This is a genomic window from Paenibacillus athensensis, from assembly GCF_004514475.2.
Classification (GTDB): domain Bacteria; phylum Bacillota; class Bacilli; order Paenibacillales; family NBRC-103111; genus Paenibacillus_AL; species Paenibacillus_AL athensensis.
Genome location: NZ_MYFO02000015.1, coordinates 41,932 through 58,335 on the forward strand (window position 1 = coordinate 41,932; position 16,404 = coordinate 58,335).

At 58.3% G+C, this 16,404-nt stretch carries 14 protein-coding genes; 11 read left to right on the top strand and 3 right to left on the bottom strand.

From position 1 onward, the window contains the following. The first annotated feature begins 22 nt into the window (after positions 1 to 22). Entirely contained in the window at positions 23 to 1,597 is a 1,575-nt protein-coding gene (locus tag B5M42_RS21155; RefSeq protein WP_134756533.1) for a helix-turn-helix domain-containing protein, read from the top strand. Between the two features lie 6 nt (positions 1,598 to 1,603). Further along, positions 1,604 to 3,373, top strand: a complete 1,770-nt coding sequence (locus B5M42_RS21160; RefSeq protein ID WP_134756531.1) for a sensor histidine kinase — start codon at positions 1,604 to 1,606, stop codon at positions 3,371 to 3,373. A 21-nt stretch (positions 3,374 to 3,394) separates the two neighbouring features. Here the strand turns inward: B5M42_RS21160 and B5M42_RS25405 are convergent, their stop codons facing one another. After that, positions 3,395 to 3,526 (bottom strand): hypothetical protein, encoded by a 132-nt coding sequence (locus tag B5M42_RS25405; protein WP_268999306.1) that lies wholly within the window; start codon positions 3,524 to 3,526, stop codon positions 3,395 to 3,397. 112 nt (positions 3,527 to 3,638) lie between these two features. Here B5M42_RS25405 and B5M42_RS21165 point away from each other — a divergent pair, with 112 nt between their 5' ends. Then, on the top strand, positions 3,639 to 4,793 hold the full coding sequence (locus B5M42_RS21165; RefSeq protein ID WP_167690239.1) for a dioxygenase family protein: 1,155 nt from the start codon (positions 3,639 to 3,641) through the stop codon (positions 4,791 to 4,793). 73 nt (positions 4,794 to 4,866) lie between these two features. Further along, positions 4,867 to 5,814, top strand: a complete 948-nt coding sequence (locus tag B5M42_RS21170) for a helix-turn-helix transcriptional regulator (protein ID WP_134756527.1) — start codon at positions 4,867 to 4,869, stop codon at positions 5,812 to 5,814. A gap of 452 nt (positions 5,815 to 6,266) precedes the next feature. Here the strand turns inward: B5M42_RS21170 and B5M42_RS21175 are convergent, their stop codons facing one another. Further along, on the bottom strand, positions 6,267 to 6,677 hold the full coding sequence (locus B5M42_RS21175; protein WP_134756525.1) for a thiol-disulfide oxidoreductase DCC family protein: 411 nt from the start codon (positions 6,675 to 6,677) through the stop codon (positions 6,267 to 6,269). A 188-nt stretch (positions 6,678 to 6,865) separates the two neighbouring features. Between B5M42_RS21175 and B5M42_RS21180 the strand changes: the two genes are divergently transcribed. Then, positions 6,866 to 7,942: a DUF3048 domain-containing protein gene (locus B5M42_RS21180; protein ID WP_134756523.1), complete on the top strand. Its 1,077-nt coding sequence runs from the start codon at positions 6,866 to 6,868 to the stop codon at positions 7,940 to 7,942. Between the two features lie 224 nt (positions 7,943 to 8,166). Continuing rightward, complete coding sequence (locus B5M42_RS21185; RefSeq protein WP_230633101.1) at positions 8,167 to 9,072, top strand: NAD-dependent epimerase/dehydratase family protein; 906 nt, start codon at positions 8,167 to 8,169, stop codon at positions 9,070 to 9,072. A gap of 716 nt (positions 9,073 to 9,788) precedes the next feature. Here B5M42_RS21185 and B5M42_RS21190 read toward each other — a convergent pair. After that, the gene (locus B5M42_RS21190) at positions 9,789 to 10,316 is read right to left on the bottom strand and encodes an aminotransferase (protein ID WP_167689975.1); all 528 of its coding nucleotides are present in this window, start codon (positions 10,314 to 10,316) and stop codon (positions 9,789 to 9,791) included. A 235-nt stretch (positions 10,317 to 10,551) separates the two neighbouring features. On the opposite strand from B5M42_RS21190, the gene B5M42_RS21195 reads away from it, so the two are divergent. The 5 genes from B5M42_RS21195 to B5M42_RS21215 all read left to right on the top strand — a co-directional run bounded on the left by B5M42_RS21195 (position 10,552) and on the right by B5M42_RS21215 (position 16,158). Further along, a complete protein-coding gene (locus B5M42_RS21195) occupies positions 10,552 to 10,842 on the top strand; it encodes a YerC/YecD family TrpR-related protein (protein ID WP_134753610.1) in 291 nt (96 codons plus the stop codon). Positions 10,843 to 11,055: 213 nt separating this feature from the next. Next, positions 11,056 to 11,853 (top strand): sirohydrochlorin chelatase, encoded by a 798-nt coding sequence (locus tag B5M42_RS21200; RefSeq protein WP_134753612.1) that lies wholly within the window; start codon positions 11,056 to 11,058, stop codon positions 11,851 to 11,853. After that, the gene (locus B5M42_RS21205; protein ID WP_134753614.1) at positions 11,819 to 12,823 is read left to right on the top strand and encodes a diacylglycerol kinase; all 1,005 of its coding nucleotides are present in this window, start codon (positions 11,819 to 11,821) and stop codon (positions 12,821 to 12,823) included. The genes B5M42_RS21200 and B5M42_RS21205 overlap by 35 nt, the downstream gene beginning before the upstream one ends. A gap of 521 nt (positions 12,824 to 13,344) precedes the next feature. Beyond that, positions 13,345 to 14,928, top strand: a complete 1,584-nt coding sequence (gene rlmD, locus B5M42_RS21210; protein WP_230633128.1) for a 23S rRNA (uracil(1939)-C(5))-methyltransferase RlmD — start codon at positions 13,345 to 13,347, stop codon at positions 14,926 to 14,928. A 207-nt stretch (positions 14,929 to 15,135) separates the two neighbouring features. Then, the gene (locus B5M42_RS21215; RefSeq protein WP_134753620.1) at positions 15,136 to 16,158 is read left to right on the top strand and encodes a hypothetical protein; all 1,023 of its coding nucleotides are present in this window, start codon (positions 15,136 to 15,138) and stop codon (positions 16,156 to 16,158) included. Positions 16,159 to 16,404: the final 246 nt, after the last annotated feature.

Consider the following 16,404-nt stretch of genomic DNA (forward strand, 5'->3'; position numbering starts at 1 on the left):
GCTCGGAAAGGAGACGATCCCCTTGTACAAAGCCGTTCTGGTGGATGATGAGAATTACGACCTGGAGGGTCTGGTCCGCTTTGTACCGTGGCGGGAGCTCGGTATCGAGGTGGTGCACGCCGATTATCGGCCGCTGCAGGTGCTGCGTTATCTGGAGGAGCATGAAGTCGACCTGCTGATCAGCGACATCAAGATGCCGATGCTGTCCGGCATTGAGCTGGCGAAGAAGGCGTTGGAGTTTCATCCGGAGCTGAGCATCGTATTTATAAGCGGCTACGAGGATTTTCAATATGCCAAGCAAGCGCTTGCATTAAAAGCCGACGGCTATATCCTCAAGCCCGTGGACGATAAAGAAATTGTGGATACGCTAAAAAGAACGGTCGCCGAGCTCGACGAAAAACGCAAAAAGTCGGCTCCGCCCGAACGGCTGCAGCCCGGCGCGCGCGAGTTCATCCGCAGCAATTTCGTGCTGCAATTGCTTGAAGGGGGACTGGCCGGCGAGACGCTCGACAAGCTGCTGCGGGATTATGCCCCTGAGCTGCAGGGCCGCGCGCGGGCCGCGTTCATCGAGGTCGACGACGTGGCCAAAAGCGGCGCGTCGTCGGGCGAGCAGCTGCAGGGCGTTACCGAGCAATTGCTCAGCGAGATTACGGCCTATATCGAGGAGCGCAGGCTTGGCTGGACGTGCCGCATATCGCATTACCAGATCGGCGCCGCGTTGTGCGAGCCGCCCGAGCGGGATAACGAAGCGGAGCTGCAGCAGCTGCTGCGCCATGTGACGGAGGCGACGGGGCATTCGGTGACGATTGCGGCCGGAGAAGCGGCGGCCGGGCCCGAAGGTCTAAGCGGATCGTACCTGCAAGCCAAGACGCTGATCGGCGGCAAAATGTTCCTCGGTAAAAACCGGCTGATTACGGCCAAAAGCGAAAAGCAGCCGCAGCCCGGCGCGAGCAAGGATATCGACGATATTTTAAACGACATGTTTGCGGCAATGGCTTCCTACAGTCTGGTCAAAATCGTCGATAGTCTGGAGGAGCTGTTCCAGCTCGTGCGGCGGTTTGAGCACCGGATTACGGTGTACAATTTTTCGATCCATGTGATGACCAAGCTTGACTCCTACCTGCGCCAATTGAACGAAACCTTTCAAAGCCTGCTCGGCTGGGACCTGAAGCAGTGGGACATCGTCCACTCGTTCGACACGGTCGACGACATCCAGCGCTGGCTGCGCCGCGTGCTGTTTGAAATTTCGGAAATGCTGTATTTGAAAAAGCAAAATAAAAACCGCAAGCTGTTCCAGGAAATTGAGCAATATATCGATGAGCGGCTGGCGGAGGAAATTACGCTGCGCGAGGTCGCAAACTATTTTTCCTATTCGCCGAATCATTTGGGCGTGCTGTTCAAGGAGCAGATGGGCGAGAATTTCGGGGAGCACGTGACGCGCAAGCGGATGGAGCTGGCCCGGCAGCTGCTGGTGAATTCCAAGCTGAAGATTTATGAAATTTCCTATCAGGTCGGCTTTAAAAATATGGCGTATTTCAGCCGGCAGTTCAAAGAGTACTTTGGCATCCCGCCGGGCGACTACAGAAAGCAGAGTTGATCCACGATGACCAAGCCCAAACGTTTTATCCCGTTCAGCTTCAAGCTGCTGATTTCGTATTTGCTGCTGGTGATGGCCCCGCTGATCACGATGGGCACGTATTATTACTATTCGTCGATTCATGCTTTGGAAGCGCAAACACGCAACAACCTGCAAATTGCGATGCAGCAAATCAGCAATAACATCGATTTCCGCATGCAGGACATCGTGCGCGGCTCGGAACAGCTGTATTCCGACCAGCTGCTGGCCAAATACTTGTCGAACAGCATCGTCGACTGGGAGCGGTTCTACGTGACCACGCAATACGTCGTGCCGAAAATCGAAAGCGCGATGAACATGCCGAACACGGAAGTAAGCGTTAAGCTGTACTTGTACAATCATTGGCTGAGCGAGCTGTATTTTACCGATGTGACCGATTCGGAAATCAAGGGGCGCCAATATGCGCTGCTGTATGCTGATCGGATTATGTCGGAGGATTGGTATCGCAGTCTGCATTTGACCTATAACAGCATGGTCTGGAAGCAGGTGGGCGGCGACAAGGCGAGCGGCAATATTTCGCTGCTGCGGCCGATGGTCGATCTGGAGAGCCTCAAGGAAGTCGGGCTGCTGCGGTTTACGGTCCGCCTGTCCGACGTGCTGTCGGCGGCGGCCTCCGACAAGCTGGGCGCTGCCGCCGAGCTGATGGTGCTGGGCGACAACCAGCAGCCGCTGCTGATCAGCTCCTCGACCGAGGGGACGGGGCAAGCCACCCTCAGTCTGGACCGCAGCGATGCGCTGCGCATCGATATGCCGCTGCGCAATTTGAACGCGACGCTCACCGGCTTATTCCCGACCTCGACGCTGCGCGAGAACGCCGACCGGGTGCGCAATGTTACCATTGGCGTCTGCTTGCTGCTTGCGCTCATTCTAAGCGCGATCAGCTATGTAATCTCGAAATTTTTGGCCAAGCGGATCGACAAGCTCGGCTCCTCGCTGAACGCATTCCAGGAGGGCCAGTTCAACAAGCGGATTCATTACAAGGGCAACGATGAGTTTACGCTGGTGGCCAACGCGTTTAACGATATGGCTTCGACCATCGACAAGCTGATCGAAGAGGTGTATCTGAGCAATTTGCAGAAAAAAGAAATCGAGCTGAATATGCTGCAGTCGCAGGTGAACCCGCATTTTTTGTACAATACGTTTTCGTCGATCAGCCGGATGGCGCAGTTCGGGGATGTCGAGAAGCTGCATGAGATGATTCGCAATCTCGCGCGGTTTTACCGGCTGACGCTAAGCAAGGGCGAGACCTTCACGACCATTGATCGGGAGGTCCAGCAAATTCAGGCCTACATGGCGATTCAAAAAATCCGCTATGCCGACCGGATCAAGGACGAATACGACATTGATCCGGACATTATGCAATACCGGACGGTCAAGTTTATTTTTCAGCCGTTTGTGGAAAATGTACTGGAGCATGCGTGGTACGACGATACGATCTCGATCAAAATTACCGGGCGTCGCGAGGGCGATATGTTTATTTTTGAAATTATCGATAACGGGCTGGGCATAAAGGAAGAAACGATCCAGCAGATCTGGAACACCAGCGGAGCGAATATCGGCTACGGTATCCGTAACGTCGACGAGCGGATCAAGCTGTTGTCGGGCAAGGAATACGGCGTGACGATCCACAGCTGGAGCGGGGAGGGGACGACGATTCGCTTGCGGCTGCCGATGTTCGACGACAAGCCGGTGGAATACCGTCCCTCGGAGAAGGAGCGCAAGCTGTTTGAGGCATAGCGGACAAAAACAAGGACAGCGCTACTTGCGGTCATCGGGCCCGAGCAGCAGCTTGTCCTTATTTTTGTAGACGTAGTGGATGGCGAACGCCGCACCGGCGAGCACGCAAATCGAAAGCCAGTATTCGGCCAGAAAACGCCAAAGGGTGTGCATGGCAGGTTCCTCCTTTACAGGGCGAGCATATCCTAGTTTGGGCGGATGATGCGGGATTCATGCATCTGGGGTATGATAGGAATACATGTGCCAAGGATCGGGAGGGATAGGATTGACGACACCTTTGCCGTCATTGTTTGTTGCCGGGGGCGCGCCTGAGGATGTGGGCGAGGCCATCGCGTATGCGCGGTTTATGCGCCGTCTCGGCGGGCTGCTGCCGCGTCCCCAGGCGGTTGTGGCGATCAGCTCGTCGTGGGAGAGTGCGTTGCAGCAGGTCGGGCCTGCGCTGCGTCCCGCGCTGGGAAGCGGTATGGAGAGTAGCGGCGGCGAAACGCTTGGGCTGGGCAGTGCGCAGGGAAGCGTGCAAGGAAGCGCGCAGGGGGGTCTAGCGCTGATCGATGCGGCGCTACCGCTGGAAATTGCCCGGCTGCTGGAGCAGGAGGGCATCGCTTGCGAGCTGGACGAGGCTCGCGTATTGGACGACAGCATTATTGAGCTGCTGACGCTGCTGTTTCCCGCCGCCGAGCTGCCCGTGGTCGCGTTGTCGGTGAACCCCAAGCGGGCTCCCGAGGAGCATTACCGCATCGGGCAAGCGCTGGCCGAGCTGCGCCGTCAGGGCGTGCTCGTCGTCGGCTGCGGAAGCGGCGCGTTCGGTCGGGAGCTGCCGGCTGGTGAGAGCGATGAGGCGAGTCGGGCTGGCGGCGCGAACGGCGGCTCGGGTGCGAGCCGGATGGGGAGCGCAAGCGGCGGCGAACGCGAGAGCTATTACGGTGGAGAGTGGAAGGAAGGCCGGGAAGGCGCGGAGTCGGAGCATGGGAGCGCGGATGCGAGCCAGACCGGGAGCGCGGACTGGGGCGAACGCGAGAGCCATTACGGTGGACATAGGGATGAAGGCATGTCTGCGGCGTTGGTGTCTCGTTTACTGCATGAGCCACGTTTTGATGAGTGGTTGGCGGAGCAGTTGGAGACGTGGAATCTAACTGCGTTGTTTGCTTGTGAGCGACGCGCGCCAGGTAGCGGCGAGGTATTGCCGGCGTCCGGTCGCTGGGCGGCGCTGTTGCTGGCAATGGGAACAGCGGATGCCGAGCCGAGGGCGCTGAGGCTGTACAGAAGCGACTGCTTTGACCCGCTTGGTCCGGGTTGTTGGGGGTTTGGAGCCGGGGAGCGGCTGACTTCAGAGTTGGAGATGGCGTTTGGCAGCGAAGCGGGCGATGAAGAAAACGGTGGTGCTCGTGAGCTTGATACGGAAGAAGACGATGGAGATTGACCGTTGGACTTTTCAGGTGAGACAACGCAGCTGACGAGGCGATACAATGCGAATAACGAGAGGAGGAAGGGCAATGAACCGGACGGACCGGCTGCTGGCCATTGTGCTGGAGCTGCAAAGCCGCAAACGCATGCGCGCTGAGGATCTGGCTGCTCTGTTTGAGACGAGCGTGCGCACGATTTACCGCGATATGCAAGCGCTGAGCGAAACAGGAGTGCCCGTCGTCGGCTCTCCCGGCCAAGGTTATTCGCTGATGGACGGCTATTTCCTGCCGCCGCTGACGTTCAGCGGCGAAGAGGCGCTGACGCTGCTGCTCGGCAGCGATAGTGTGACGGCCTATCTGGACCGCCACTACCAGCGCTGCGCCGAGTCGTCGCGCAGCAAGCTGGAAGCGGTGTTGCCTGCGCCAGTACGCCGTGAGGTGGAGCAGCTGCGTTCGCAGCTGCGCGTACTTCAGCTGCCGAAGGACATTGTACAACTGGACGTCGGTCACGGTGAAACGCTTGTGCTGCTGCGCGAGGCGATTGCCGCTGAGCGTTCCGTCAGCTTTGGTTATGACAAACGTAGCGGCGACGGCGAGATGGACCGCGAGGTCGATCCGTACGGGCTGGCGTTTGCCGGCGGCCGCTGGCTGCTGGTAGCGTTCTGTCGGCTGCGCGGTGCGATGCGGCATTTTCGCGTTGATCGGATGAGCGGGGTGCGTTTCTCCGGACAAACCTTTCGCCGTCCGGCCGATTTTAGCATGCAGGAATATGCACCGGAGGACAACCGGACGCTGGAGGTCAAGGTGCTGTTTCCGGCGGAAGCGGCGGCAAGGGTGAAGGAGGCGCGAGGATTTTTTCCCAGCTCGTGTGAGGACACGGCAGATGGACTGCTCGTTACGCTCCATGTCCGGCAGGAAAGCGACGCGCTGCGTTGGCTGCTTGGCTGGGGCCGGCTGGCTCGCGTGCTGGAGCCCGCGACGTTGGCTGAGCGAATCGCCGAAGAAGCCCAAGCGATGCTTGGGGTGTACGGGCACTAGCGGACAATAGCGATAGAGCAAGAGTAAGGTTGGGGAAGAGCAGAGACGGGCAGCGAGTGGGCAGCGGCTAGGGTACAGTGGAGTAAGGATGAGTTGGAGATGATCGAGCCGATCAGGTTCGAGCAAAAGCAAGCAAGAGCAAGCAAGAGCAAGCAAGAGCAAGCAAGAGCAAGCAAGAGCAAGCAAGAGCAAGCAAGAGCAAGCAAGACCAACTAAGACCAACCACACTGACAAGACTTTGCAAAGCTAATAGTCCGGTGAAAAAGTGGCCGGAGACTCGACAGGGAGTTGGAACAGCATCAGCGGTCCCCTTTGTTGACGCATTTTCACCGCAAACGGGGTTATTCCATCGAAAAATCCGGCTACAACAGCGAGTGGAAACCGCTATCGACCGGAGGAAACTGGTTTTTCACCGGACTTTTAAGATGAGCTCGCAAAGGGTCACAAGCTGTTTACTCCAAAAACCTTCTCCGAATGTCCGGCGTAGGCAGCATACACGACTCGCGCTGGCCGAACCAGCGGTAGCGATTGGCGGCGAACCAGCGGTACAGCCCGTCCCGCAACGGACGGGGGATAATGATGCCGCCATACAGCAGCGGCCAAGCGCCTTTCAGCCCACGCACGACGCGCAGGATCGCTGTCGATCGCGTATAGCTGCGGCCGTTTTCGATCAGCACAATCGTATCGATACGATCAGCCGGCAGCCCGTGACGCAGCAGCAGCTCCCGTCCGGCTTCCGATTGCAGCGAGGCGAAGCGGAAGCGTCCCGCCGGGTCGCGGCGAATGATGAACTGCACGGCGCTGCTGCACACGTTGCACACGCCGTCAAACAAGACGATAGGCGAAGCGGTTGGATCGTTCATCGGACGGGCCTCCTTTTTCTATTATTATAGCGGATCGGACAGCTGCAAAAAAAGGTTTTGAGCCTTGATGTCCCGAATACGTAGTGAAAGCGTTATTTTGCCCATTGACGGGCTTGAAAGTCTTCTATTTGGTGCGACCCTAGCATATAGCTTTACGAGAGGAACTATAGAAGGGGTGGAGTTTTTTGATGAAACGATTCACAGCTGTACACGGTAAAAAACGGAGCGCCTGGCTGCTGCTTGGCTGCACGGCCCTGCTGCTCAGCGGGTGTGGGGGCGACGCGGGCAATTCCGAAGAAAGCAAAGCGTCTCCGACGGCGCAGGTTACAGCCACTGCAAGTCCTTCAGCGAAGCCGGCTTCGGCTCAGGTGGACAGCAATCTGCCGTTCCGTTTTCCGCTGACGGGCCTGCCGACCGAGACGGATGTGAAAACCCGGCCTTACATGGTCATGGTCGAAAATGCGCCGCAAGCGCGCCCGCAAACCGGACTCGATCAGGCGGACATCGTGTACGAGATTTTGGCCGAGGGCGAAATTACGCGTTTTGTCGCGGTGTATCAAAGCCATGCGGCGGAGACGATTGGTCCGGTGCGCAGCATCCGGCCGTATTTTGTAGAAATCGGCGATGCGCTGGACGCGGTAATCGTGCATGCCGGCTGGAGTCAGGACGCGATGGCGATTCTCGCCGGGCGGAAGCTGGCGCATTTGGACGAGGTGTATGGCGACGGGGCGTATTACTGGCGCTCGACGGAGCGCAAGCCGCCACACAATTTGTATACCTCTGTGGATAAAATCAAGATGGGTGCAGCGGCTCATAAATTCCGCCCGGAGTGGAACGGTCCGATCCTCACGTTTGCGAAGGATGGGCAGAGCAAGCTGACGGGGCCGGCAGTCACGCAAATCAGCATCCCGTATATTATGGGATATGTGGTGTCATACGCTTACGATGCCGCTGACGGCACGTACAAGCGCTCGATGGACGGCAAGCCCCATCTCGACAAGGAAACGGGCAAGCAGCTTGCGACGACGAATTTGCTTGTGCTGGAGGCGGAGCACCGGATTCTCGACAAGGAGGGTCGGCGGGACGTTGATGTTTTTGGCCCGGGTAAAGGCAAGGTGTTCCAGCAGGGCAAATCGCAGGACGTAACTTGGGAGCGTAAAAACGGCATTATCCGCGTTTACGCCGACGGCAAGGAGGTTCCGCTGATTCCGGGGACGACCTGGGTGCAGATTGTGCCCAAGGGCTCAGCGGTGACGACACAGTAGGGACAATGGGCGTTGACTTGCGGTTCGGGAAAAAGCCGAGCGCAGGCGTGTTCGACCGCTTTCGGCGCGGTCTGACCGCTGGTATGCGGCCGCTACTGCGGCTTCGGGCGTCGTGCGTGGTGAGGGAATGACGCGTGGCGATTGGTCGATCGGTCGGATGAACAGGTGAAAGTTACATATTTTTACAGTAATTTTGGGTGCAGGCCCTTTGGCGGAGGAACAACATGAACATCATGGTGACGGGCGGGGCCGGGTTTATCGGCTCGCATATCGTCGACGCTTTGGCGGAGGCCGGGCATCGCGTGGCGGTTGTGGACAATTTTAGCACGGGAAAAAGGAACAATGTCCATCCGGATGCCGAGCTATACGAGGTGGATATTCGAAATGGGGACGCTTTGGCGGCTGCTTTTGCCGCGGCTTGTCCGGAGGTAGTCATTCACCATGCGGCGCAAGCGAATGTGCGGACATCGATAGAGCAGCCGCTTGCCGATGCCGACGTGAATATTATCGGCTCAATCCAGGTGCTGGAGATGTGCCGCCGGTACGGGACGCGCAAGGTGATTTACGCGTCCTCGGCGGCTGTGTACGGCGTGCCGGAGTTTTTGGGCATCACGGAGCAGCATCCCGTGAAGCCGCAATCGGCTTACGGGATTTCCAAGCACACCGTCGAGCATTATCTGGACGTGTACGCGCAGCTTCACGGTCTTGATTACACGGTGCTGCGCTACGCGAACGTCTACGGGCCGCGTCAGGACCCGCACGGCGAGGGTGGGGTGGTGTCGATTTTCGTCGACAATCTGCTTAGTGGCAAGCAGCCGGTTGTGTATGGCGACGGGCAGCAGACGCGCGATTTTGTATACGTCCAGGACGTGGTTCGCGCGAATCTCGCGGCGCTGCATGCCGGCAGCCGCGGGGTGTTCAACATCGGCACGAACGCCCGAACCAGCGTCAACGAGTTGCTCGTGACGTTGGGCCGGGCGTTCGGCCGCGCGATTGAGCCGGCGTATCGCGATAGCCGGCCCGGCGACATCGAGCACAGCCGGCTCGATGTCGCATTGGCCCGTGAACGTCTCGGCTGGGAGCCGACGTTCACGCTGCTCGACGGCCTCGCGGCAACGAGCCGTCGTTAGCAGCAGCGCCCACCTGCGTACCTGCCGTGCTGTGCACGGGGGCTGCGGGTGGGCGCTGTGCGTTGGACGCCGCCTGCCCTGGGGCGGGCGGCGTTGGGGTGAAGCGTCCCCGTGCCAGCAAGGGGACGTTGGGGCGCGCGCGGCGGCGAGGCCGGAGGCCGGCGCGGAGGCGGCGCTGCGCGGGGCATCGGCGGCGGAGCGGCTGGCCGCGCGTGGGAGCCAGCCGCCTGCAACCGCAGGCCGCCAATTGGTGCGAGCGGCGTTTGGCGGGCAGGCGTCGGGGGGCTTGCTGACGTCGCCCCGTGTTTCCCGGCGCGCTGGCCCCCGCTTTGCGCGGTGCAACGGCGTTGGCGTGAGGCGGCTACTCCTCGGGAGCTACTCTCCACGATTCACCGCCGCGTTGCTAGACCCTGTCTACCTGCCGCGCCGCTAGGCGACTTGTGGCCAGCCCGCAATCCCGCCACCGCGGCGTGCTACCGCCGCCCGTGCCCTACCACCGCAGGCGCGTATCCCGGCCCCGCCCCAGTCCACGCTCCCGCTCTACCGCTGCCGCAGGCGTGAACGTCCCGCGCCAGCCCGCAATCCCGCCGCCGCGGCGTGCTACCGCCGCCCCCGCCCTACCACCGCATGCGCGTATCCCGGCCCCGCTCCGGTCCACGCTCCCGCTCTACCGCTGCCGCAGGCGTGAACGTCCCGCGCCGCCCGCCGTTCCCGCCCTACCGCCGCCGCCGGCGGCTGCTGCCGCGCGCCTTGCGCCGCCGTCCGCCGCGGCGCCGCTTGCGCCGGCGTGGCAGGTCGGCGAAATCGTCATCGTCGGTCGACTTCACTTTGCCCCCGAACGAATTGAACATGACCTTGAACATCGGGGCCATTTGCTGGAAGGTCGTGACGAATTTTTGCACCTTGCCCATTGTGCCCATAATGCCCTCGATGCCGCCCATGCGGTCAACGAAGCCCTTGATCTGGTTGAAGTTAAGGCCGTTCAGCAGTCCGGCCGCACCGCCGCCTCCCCCGCCGCCCGCGCCGCCGCCGCCGCCGAACAGGCTGCCTAGCCCGCCGCCGCCGCCCGCCGCGCCGCCGCCTTCATAGGGGACCGGCAGTCCGCCGCCCTGCGGAAAATCCGCAAACGGCGCGCCGCCCAGCCCCGGATACTGGCCGAACCCTTCCCCCGGGAACCCGCCGCCGCCAAAAGCGCGCGTGTGAACCTCGGGACCATTGCCGATAATCGGTTTTTTTGTGTTCACGTAGAGTCACTATCCTTTTTTGTAAATTGGTTTAGTATAGCGTATGTCATTGGCCTACCCGCTGATTGGACGGATGCCCGGGTCGGGCGTTTTTCCTGCAATTTAACGATTTAACGCATAAAAATTTTAACGTTTCGCAAACTTAAAGGAAGGATTTGCGAAGCCTTGTGTCGAAGGAGTACTGCAGAGCTTAAAAACCTAAGCTACCAAGACGTTCTGCCGGGAGTTGATATCGATGCAGCTGAAAAAATTGAATGATAAAGCGATTGACCAGCTTTTTGAGGCGATTTTGACACTCAAGGATCTGGAGGAATGCTACGTCTTTTTCGACGATCTGTGTACGGTCAATGAAATCCAATCCTTGTCCCAGCGGCTGGAAGTCGCGCGGATGCTGCGCAAGGGCTGCACCTATAATCAAATTGAAGCGGAAACCGGAGCCAGCACGGCGACGATTTCGCGCGTCAAGCGCTGCCTGAACTACGGGAACGACGGCTACGTGCTGACGCTGGACCGTTTGGGCCGCTAAGCGGAACGAAACCGCGATCCGATGACGACAAAATCCTGCTTTGCCGCGCTTGGGCAGAGCGGGGTTTTTGCATATTTGAGCAGCAAAAAAGGCCGGCGTACCGGCTTTTTTTCACCCCCTCGGGGCGTCACCAGTTGTTCGATTGACATGACGGTTTACATTCGATAGCATAGACAATACAGGAGTTTGCTGCGGAGCGGGTGAGACATTTTGATGAGAAAATTCGGAGTGCTGGTCATCGGCCACGGGTCGCGCGACGCGGACTGGGTGCGGCTGGTGGATGAGGCTGTGGCGGGCGTGAAGCTGCCGCCGGACATGCCGATTGTTGCCTCCTATCTGGAGCTGGTCGAGGGCCGGCTGATTCAGGACGGCATCTGGAATCTGGAGGCGCAGGGCGTCACCGACATCATTGCTGTACCGCTGTTCGTCTCATCGGGCAGCACGCACATCGACGAGATCAGCTATGCGCTGGGCGTCAAGGAGCAGCCGCTGCTGGAGACTGATTTGCAGCCGTTTGCGCGGCGGGCCAATCTGCTGTTCGCGTCGCCGATCGACGACGATCCGGTGATTGCCGAGATTGTGTATGACAAGCTCAAGGATGAATCCCGGCGGCCGGAGCGCGAGATCGTGCTGCTGATCGGGCACGGCAGCGTCGAGAAGGGCTTTCATCTGACATGGCGGCGCGGTCTGGAACAGCTGGCGGCGCGGCTCAAGGCGCGCGGCGGGTTCGCCGAAGCGGACGTGGCGATGCTGCTGCCCGATCAGGTCAGGCGCAAAATGACGTGGTGGCAGACGCGGCGGCCGGATTGCGACGTGCTGATCGCTCCGCTTTTTTTAAGTGAAGGGTATTTTACGCGCAAGGTGATTCCCTCCCGGCTGGAAGGGTTTACTTATAGATATAACGGGCGGGCGCTGCTGCCGAGCCCAGGGATTTCCACATGGATCGAGACGCAAATAGAACGGGTGATGGTGAGCGATGGCCAAGGTCAAACGAGCAAGATTAATCTATAACCCGACCTCGGGACGGGAAGAAATGAGGAAACGGCTGCCGGAAATTCTCCAGCGGCTGGAGCGCGGCGGTCTGGAGACGTCGGCGCATGCAACAACCGGCGAGGGCGACGCTACGCTGGCCGCAGCCGATGCCATCGAGCGCGGCTTTGATGTGATTATTGCGGCCGGCGGTGACGGCACGCTCTGCGAGGTCGTTAACGGCATGGCGGAGAAAAGCGTCCGCCCGCCGCTTGGCATCATTCCTGTCGGGACGACGAATGATTTTGCCCGTGCCCTGAGCATTCCCAAGAACTGGGAGCAGGCCTGCGACCTGATCGTTCGCCAGTACACCCGCGACATCGACGTCGGTAAAATCAACCAGCGCTACTTCATCAACATCGCCGGCGGCGGTTCGATGACCGAGCTGACCTATGAGGTGCCGAGCAAGCTCAAAACGATGCTGGGCCAGTTGGCCTATTATATGAAGGGGCTGGAAAAGCTGCCGCGCTTGCGTCCGACCGAGCTGTACGTCAAATCTGAGGAGCTGGAATTCCACGGCGAAGTCATGATGTTCCTGATCGGCAACAGCAATTCCGTAGGCGGCTTCGAAAAGCTGTCCCCCGACGCCAGCCTCAACGACGGCTTGTTCGACGTCTGGCTGCTCAAGCGCTGCAACCTCGCGGAATTTATCCGCGTCGTCAGCCTCGCCCTGCGCGGCGAGCATATGAACGATCCGAACGTCGTCTATTTTCAGACGCGGCATCTGGAGGTCAACTCGCCGGACTACGTCCAGCTCAACCTGGACGGCGAATTCGGCGGCACCCTGCCGTGCGTTGTGACGAATCTCAAAAGCCACCTGAACATTTTTGTCGACGAGTCCGGCCAAAGCATTTACAAAAAAACACTGCTCGACACCTTGACCACCCCTTTCCAGATGAAAAACGGCGCCGATGACGATCACAACGAAGGCGCGGACGAGCCGCGGGGATAAGGGCTGGCTATACGCGAGCCAACATTATAGAGATGAAAGAAAACGAGGTTGCTATGGACGGGAAAAAAAGAAACGGCGGCCGCGAGGCCGACCGCCAGCCGGGCCGCGCGGCAGGCGGGCAGGGAGCGCGTGCGGGGAAGTCGGTTGCGAGGGATGCGGAGCGCGGGGGAGCGGCCCCGGCCCGCGAGGGCAGAATTAGAGCGGATGCTGCGCCATCGGAACGCGCACCTAGGGGAAAGTCGTCTGGAGGCGCGAGGGATGCGGGACGCGTCTCGCGTGGAGCTAGAGTGGGAGCAGGCACATCCGCTGCTCGCGAGCAGGCGGAGCAGGCGACGGCCAGAACAAGTGACGCGGGACGCACTCCCCAAGCTCGGCGTGAACGCCGGGGTGACGAGCCGCGGCGGGCGGGCGGGCCGGCCTTTGAGCGAAAAGCGGGCAACGGCTCGCTGCATCGCGGCCGCAGGGACAACGCGACGCCAACGCCTGCATCCGGCGGGCGCGCGCCCGCTTGGGAAGCGGCGCTGCCGGTACGTCGCCACCAGCAATACGAAGCTGAGATCGTCGGACTCAGCCATGAAGGGCATGGGGTAGGCCGCGTCAACGGCTTTACCCTTTTTGTTGCGGGCGCGCTGCCGGGCGAGCGGGCGCTCGTGCAAGTCGAGCATCTCAAAAAGCAGTACGGCTTCGCCCGTCTGCTCCGCGTGCTCGAAGCGAGTCCCGACCGCGTGGAGCCGCCTTGCGGCATCTACGCGGCCTGCGGCGGCTGCCAGCTGCAGCACCTCAGCTACGACGCGCAGCTGAGGGCCAAACGGCAGCAGGTCATCGACAACCTGCAGCGGATTGGCAAGCTGCAGGTGCGCGGGGCGGCGGCGGGCGTTGCCGCCGCCGGGGACGGGTCAGCAGCCGACGGAGCTGCTGACGGGATCGGCCGCGCCGCTGCGCCGGGCGAGGCTGGTTTAGCCGCCGCCGTTGCTGCGTCAGGCGGCCGCGTTTCCGCCGGTGCCGCCGCCGCGCACCGGACTGAGCTCGACGCCGCCGACAGCGGCGTCCTGGTGCACGCCACGCTCGGCATGAGCGAGCCGTGGCGTTACCGCAACAAAGCGCAGGTGCCCATCGGCGCTGAGCAAGGCGGCTTGGTCGGCGGCTTCTACGCCCAAGGCAGCCACACCATCGTCGACATGGACGCCTGCCTCATCCAGCATGAGGCCAACGACGCGATCGTCGCCGCCGTCAAAACCATCGGCCGTGACCTTGGCATCACCGCCTACCGCGAAGACACCCACACCGGCCTGCTGCGGCACGTAGTCGTCAAAGTGGGCTTTTGCACCGGCGAAATCATGGTCGTCCTCGTCACCAACGGCGACGCCATCCCGCGCGAGCGCGAGTGGATCGAGCGCATCCGCGCCGCCGTTCCCGGCGTGCAGAGCATCTGCCACAACATCAACACCCGCTCGACCAACGTCATCTTAGGCGACGAAACGCGCGTCCTCTGGGGCCGCGACGTCATTTACGATTATATCGGCGAGATCCGTTTTGCCATCTCGGCGCGTTCCTTTTTTCAGGTTAACCCGGTCCAAACCGAAGTGCTGTACGGCAAAGCTCTGGAATACGCCGGCCTGACCGGCGGCGAAACCGTCGTCGACGCCTACTGCGGCATCGGCACCATCTCCCTTTTCCTGGCCCAAAAAGCCGGTAAAGTCTACGGTGTAGAAATCGTCGAAGAAGCCATCGCCGACGCCCGTCACAATGCCGAGTTGAACGGCATCACCAACGTGCATTTCGAAGCCGGCCCGGCTGAGAATGTCCTGCCAGCCTGGCAACACCAAGGCATCGTCCCCGACGTCATCGTTGTCGACCCGCCGCGCAAAGGCTGCGATGCGGTGCTGCTGGATACTATTTTGGAGCTAAAGCCTCAGCGGGTTGTATATGTGTCGTGTAATCCTTCCACGCTGGCAAGGGATTTGCGGGTATTGGAGGACGGCGGGTATCGGACGGTGGAGGTGCAGCCGGTGGATATGTTTCCGCATACGACACATGAGGTTTCTGTCGTTTTGGACTTGGATTTGGATGTCGGGTGGGTAGATATGTTGAATTCGCTAGATTGAGGTTCACAATTTTACTGGAAGGTGACCAGTTTCTTTCTTAGTGTGGGATGCTCTACTAATTAGAGCAATGTTCCGAAACGCGCTTCCATCGCGCGTTTCGGTGTTGCAAGGAGAATGGTCAAATATTAGGGCCATTGTGGATTAGCAAACGAGCAGATTGATTTCTATGCGAACCCTTTAATTGATAATGGGGAGGATCGAATTTCTTTGAAAAAATGTATGTATTGTTTAGAGGATAAAGTGGCTCTTACAAGAGAACATGTCATACCATCCGGTCTGTTAGACATGTATCCTTCTCAGGATGTGACATATAACACAACAACTTATAAGAATCTACGCTATAAAGACAACGATGGACTCACAATAAAAGACGTCTGTCAGGATTGTAATAATAACCTATTGAGCCCTTTAGATAGCTATGGAAAAAATATGATAAGCAAATATTTTTCTTCAAAGTTTGTAGGTGACCCTACGGTAATAATGCATTACGATTACCATTTGCTACAGCGGTGGTTACTAAAAATTGCATATAATGTCGCTCGTTCCTCCGGCCTAAATTTTGACTGGTTTCGTGATGAACTTGACTATATATTACATAACATTCAAGAGAAAACACCTCCGGTATCGATATTTGGAGGTTTGCATGTCGATATGACTGCATTTGGTGAAGATAAGGCGTTGCTACTTAGCCCAATTAGTTCATTTAAGCCGTTATACGTTTATCATTCACCCCGAATTTTGCAAAATGGGGTAGCTTTTTCAATGAAACGTAAGATTCCGATTAAAAAGGATTTAATGAAGATTCGTAGAGCAGAGCACGTATTCACTATAAGATTTGGTTCAGCAATGTTTTTACTTTTCTTATGGAATAAGCCCAGCATTTCATCCGCTGTAGATAAGTTTAATGATACATTCGAAGCCAAGTATCCTTACACATTATTTAGAGAAGACCGTACGGAAATTGCTTTACATCGGGTGACAGATAGTATCAACTGTTTCCAGCCTGGGATAATACAAAGCAAAACAGCCATGATGGAAGCAGATGAAGGTATTCGGCAAGTGTTAGGTGGCAGAACCATTTTAGAAACTCAAGCTGAATGGGATGAGATTTGGTCAGAAGAAAAACAAAGGGAAGGCAGACTGATTATTGATAGGTTAACATTCCCCGATAATAAAAGCATCGAGAAGGAATATAATAATTATTTTGCTAAAAAGCATAAAAACCAATAATTGATTTGTCAATGACACGAAACCAAGCACCTATCTGCATTATCGGAGTAGGCAATCTGTGCTGATCAAGCTAACTGATACAATAATCGAATTGATAAATGGAGAGCCATTTCAATTAACTGATGGCTTTCTTCATTAACAGGGGCTCTATTAATTATCACTGTGGCTCTACTTCATAACCGAATGGTTCCGCGTACCGAAATATTGACTAATTCAATGAGACAAAGAGGAATTACCTTAAAATAT